Raw genomic sequence first — 4054 nt, 5'->3', positions numbered from 1 at the left:
GGGCCGACGGCGGTGCGGGCCTTGTGCAGGGCGGGCACGGCGGTGTCCCGCAGCCGGCGGGCGAGGCCGTAGGCGGTGTGCATGGTTTTGTTGACGGGCAGGTCCCAGGAGCCCGGATAGGCCACTTCATACCCGCCGAAGGAGCGCTTGAAGCGGGAGAAGCCGGCCCATTTGTGGTCGGGTTCGTCTTCGGGGGAGACGCCCCACATGTCGAACTGCTGCATGCCGGCGTGCTTGGCGTCCATCATCATGTTCACGACGAGCGGGATGCCGGCGTTGAGCTTCCGGTGGGTGTCGTCGGCCGCCGCATGGGCGTAGACGCGGGTGGTGGGGGTGTCGTAGGACAGGGCGGCGGCGATTGGCGTGCCGTCGAGCTTGGCGATGAAGAGCTTGGCGGCGCCGGCCGGGATCAGGGTGCGGGCGGCATGGTCGAGGTAGTCGTCCGACTGCGCTTTGAAGTCCGCGCGTTCGGAGACGTCATGGAGGAAGCCCAGCAGGATGGAGATGTCCGCGGGATCGGTGGAATCCTCGAAGGTGACGCCCTTCTTGTGGATGTTCCGGTAGAGGTTGCGGCTGGTGCTGCGCATGCCGGCCAGGATGGCGTCTTCGTCCTGGGTCAGGTCCAGCATCCAGGTCAGGTGCGGCTGGACGTCGACGGGGGCCTTGACCAGGCCGAGCCCGGACAGGACCGCGATGGGGTCAGGGCCCAGTTCAGTGGCCACCGGCTCCACGCGGACATAGTGCGCGCCCTCGGCCCGGGCCAGGGCCGCGAGGGCCTCGAGCGCCAGGCCCAGGGCCTGCACATCGACGGCGGTGGGCCCGTACGGGGTGTAGAGGAAGCTGCCCAGCGGCGTCTTCTCGTGGATGGCCAGGAAGGACCAGCCGTCGCCGCTTTGCTCGAAGACCTTCTTCCCGAGGCTGCGCTGGAAGCTGGCCCAGGCGGCGGACTGCAGGATGGAGGAAGTCATGCGTTGGTTTCCGTTCGTTGTTCGTCGAATTCAGCGGCGTTGCCTGCGCAGGTGACGGCGAACAGCACGGCCGGGCCGCCCTGGTCAAGCACCGGATGGACCAGCACGGGCTGCTCGGAGGCCGGGATGAATGCGGACTCGCCGCGCCGCAGGGTCAGGTCCGTGACGGGGGAGTCCAGCAACGCGCTGCCGCTGACGGCCAGCACCACAGCGGGACCGTGCTGGGCCAGCGCGACCGGGGTGGCGCCGTCGTTAAGTTCGATCCGCTGCAGCTGGAACTCGGCGAACGGCGGGCAATACAGCTCCTGGCCGGCGTCGGTGGTCTGGCGGGGCACCATCGGCGGGTCGATCGGCCGGAAGTCGGTGATCGCCAGCAGCTCGGGGACGTTGATGAACTTGGGTGTCAGGCCGCCGCGGAGCACGTTGTCGCTGGTGGCCATCACCTCGATGCCGAGGCCCTTCAGGTAGGCGTGGACGTTGCCCGCCGGCAGGCAGAGGGCGTCGCCGGGCTGCAGGGTGAGCAGGTTCAGCAGCAGCGAGATCAGCGTCCCGGGGTCCTGCGGGTAGAGATCGATCAGCCAGCGCACCGCGGCGAGCTCCGGCCCCAATTCGCTCTCGGGCAGCTTCGCCAGCACGTTGGCGGTGCTGTCCACCAGGGCGGCCGCTTCGGTGCCGCCGTCCAGCAGCGCGACGAAGGCGTCCCGGATGGCAGCGGGAGCATCCGGTCCCTCCAACAGGCCGATGACGCGTTCGAGCAGGTCGGTCTGCGCGTCTGCCGTTACGAGGTGCTCGAGCAGCCGGCGGAAGAGGACGGCGGAGTCTTCCGGTTTGCGGAAGCCGCAGAGGGCGTGGAACTCGGTGAGCGCGAAGACCATCTCCGGCTTGTGGTTGTCGTCGCGGTAGCTGCGCTCCGGCGCGGTGAACGGGACGGCGTTCTCGTTCTCGCGCGCGTAGCCGGCGCGGGCCTGTTCCAGGGTGGGATGCACCTGCAGGGACAGGGCTTCATCCGCCGCAAGGACCTTGGTCAGGAAGGGCAGCTTCGGGCCGAACAACCCGAGCACGTCCTCGCCCAGTGCCAGGCCGGGGGCGTCGTCGATGAAGTCCGTCAGCGGCTGTTCCTCCCCGTCCGGCAGGTGCACGGTCGACGGCGAATCCGGGTGGGCGCCGATCCAGAGTTCGGCCTCCGGGCCGCCTGAAGGCTCGCGTCCGAACAGCTCCGCGATCGCCGTCATCGAGCCCCATGCGTAGGGCCGCATCACGTTGGTCAACCGATACATTCTGGACGCCTCTTCTGTTGGTGCTTGTACTGGATTGGGTGCTGGTTCCGTCCGTTGGTGCTCCGTTGCCGCCTAGGGCACCCGGCATTCGCCATTGTCCTCCAGCAGGGCGCCAAGCGTGGCGGTATCGCCGATCTCGGCGAGCTGCTGCAGGTACTCTTCGGTGATCTCCGGTTCGGGAGCGGCCTGGGTCTCCTCGGCCGGCGCTTCCTGGCCGCCCGAATCCCCGCCGGACCCGCTGCCCGAGGTGCCCTGGTCCGCGGAGCCGCTGCCGCCGTCGTTCCCTGAAGATTTCTTCGGTTCCGCCGCGGACTTGGACTCCTTAGTGTCCTCTTCCTGGGTGAACATCTCCTGAACACGGGTGTGGATCAGGTTGAAGTCCGGGTAGGTGACGAAGTTGTCCGCAGCGGTGCCGAAGTCCGGCGGGCCGATGGTCAGCTTCTCGATCTTCTGGTCCTTGGCCTTCATGGCCAGCGAGACGAAGCTGCCGAGCTGCTCGCTGGGGATGTCCGTGCGGATGACCTGCTCGCCGGCCGCGGCCAGCTGCTGGAAGCGGGTGAGCACGGTGGCCGGATCCAGCTGGTCCACCATGGCGGACATCACGCACTGCTGGCGCTGCACGCGGTCATAGTCCGTGGCGAACTCGCGCGAGCGGGCGTACCAAAGGGCGTGGTAGCCGTCCAGCTCCTGCACGCCGGGGGCGATCCAGCCCTTGGGCGGGTAGTGCTGGTTGGTGCCCGGGATGGTGCGGTTGGAGATCGGCACCCAGTTGCCGGCGTCGATGGTGATGCCGCCCATGGCGTCCACGAGCTGCTCGAAGCCGCCCATGTCAACGAGGGCGTAAGCCTGGATTTCGATGCCGAGGATGCCGCTGACGGCGTCCTTCATCGCCTCGGCGCCCGGATCCTTGGCCTCCGGGTAGAGGTGCGCATAATTCTGCTCGACGTCCACGTAGAGCGCGTTGATGATGCATTCGTCGCCGCAGTTGAAGCCCTCCGGATAGACCTGCTTCATCGGCGAATCGTCCGGGAACTGGGCGTTCTGGAAGTTGCGCGGGATGCCGAACATGACCGTCTTGCCGGTGTCGGCGTCCACGCTGACCACCTGGATGCTGTCCGGCCGCAGCCCCGTGCGCCCGGCACCGGCATCACCGCCCATCAGCAGGAAGTTGTAGCGCCCGTCCACCGGATCGAAGGCGGGGCGGGTTTCGAAGATGCTGCCCAGCGTGCCGCGGCCGACGTTGAGCAGGTAGGCCGAGTAGCCCAGGGTGCCGGTGGTCAGCGCCATCAGCGCCACCAGGGACACCGCGACGATGGGCCGCATGCCCGGCGCGAGCAGGCTCGGGCGGATGATGCGCAGCGTGTCGATGAACAGGAACGCCCAGAACAGCGCCAGCGCCGCAAGCACCACCACCAGCACCAGCGAGCCCCATTGGTGGGTGGCGATGTTGACCAGGAACGGCCAGTTGAGCAGCGCAATAATGCCGGCCGCGATCAGCACCGCCCATACGCACAGCGTCACCGCCAGCGCTTTGCGGCCCAGGCTGCGGTTGCCGGCAACCAGCTGCGCGCTGCCGGGAATGAAGAGGGTCAGCAGCAGCAGGACGAAGGCCCGCTTGGTCCGCACCGGCGCCGGAGCGCTCTGCGGGTAGCGGACCGGGTCCGTGACGCCGTAGCCGCTGTTGCCGCCGGGTCCGGTGTTGCGCATCATGACAACTTGGAACGCAGCGCCGCGCCCTTGTCGTAGGCGCTCTGGCGCAGCTGCGCGGCGAAGTCCGCCAGCTGCGGGCGCAGCCGCCCGGCCAGCTCA

The 4054-nt window shown here is 68.3% G+C and carries 3 protein-coding genes; all 3 read right to left on the bottom strand.

Features of this window, described 5'->3' with window-relative positions; all coding sequences use genetic code 11:
- A partial coding sequence (locus D477_RS19660) for a lipid II:glycine glycyltransferase FemX (protein WP_005274380.1) occupies positions 1-968 on the bottom strand: 968 nt, incomplete at its 3' end.
- Positions 965-2245 carry a mannose-6-phosphate isomerase, class I gene (gene manA / locus D477_RS19655; RefSeq protein WP_005274376.1) on the bottom strand — a complete coding sequence of 427 codons (1281 nt, stop codon included), beginning with the start codon at positions 2243-2245 and terminating at the stop codon, positions 965-967. The genes D477_RS19660 and manA, both read right to left, overlap by 4 nt.
- A gap of 72 nt (positions 2246-2317) precedes the next feature.
- Positions 2318-3952 (bottom strand): LCP family protein, encoded by a 1635-nt coding sequence (locus tag D477_RS19650; protein ID WP_005274374.1) that lies wholly within the window; start codon positions 3950-3952, stop codon positions 2318-2320.
- Positions 3953-4054 lie beyond the last annotated feature (102 nt).

The sequence above is a fragment of the Arthrobacter crystallopoietes BAB-32 genome (assembly GCF_000328305.2).
Classification (GTDB): Bacteria; Actinomycetota; Actinomycetes; order Actinomycetales; family Micrococcaceae; genus Crystallibacter; species Crystallibacter crystallopoietes_A.
Note: the sequence above shows the minus strand (reverse complement) of the source record. Positions and strands in the feature narration are given on the sequence as shown.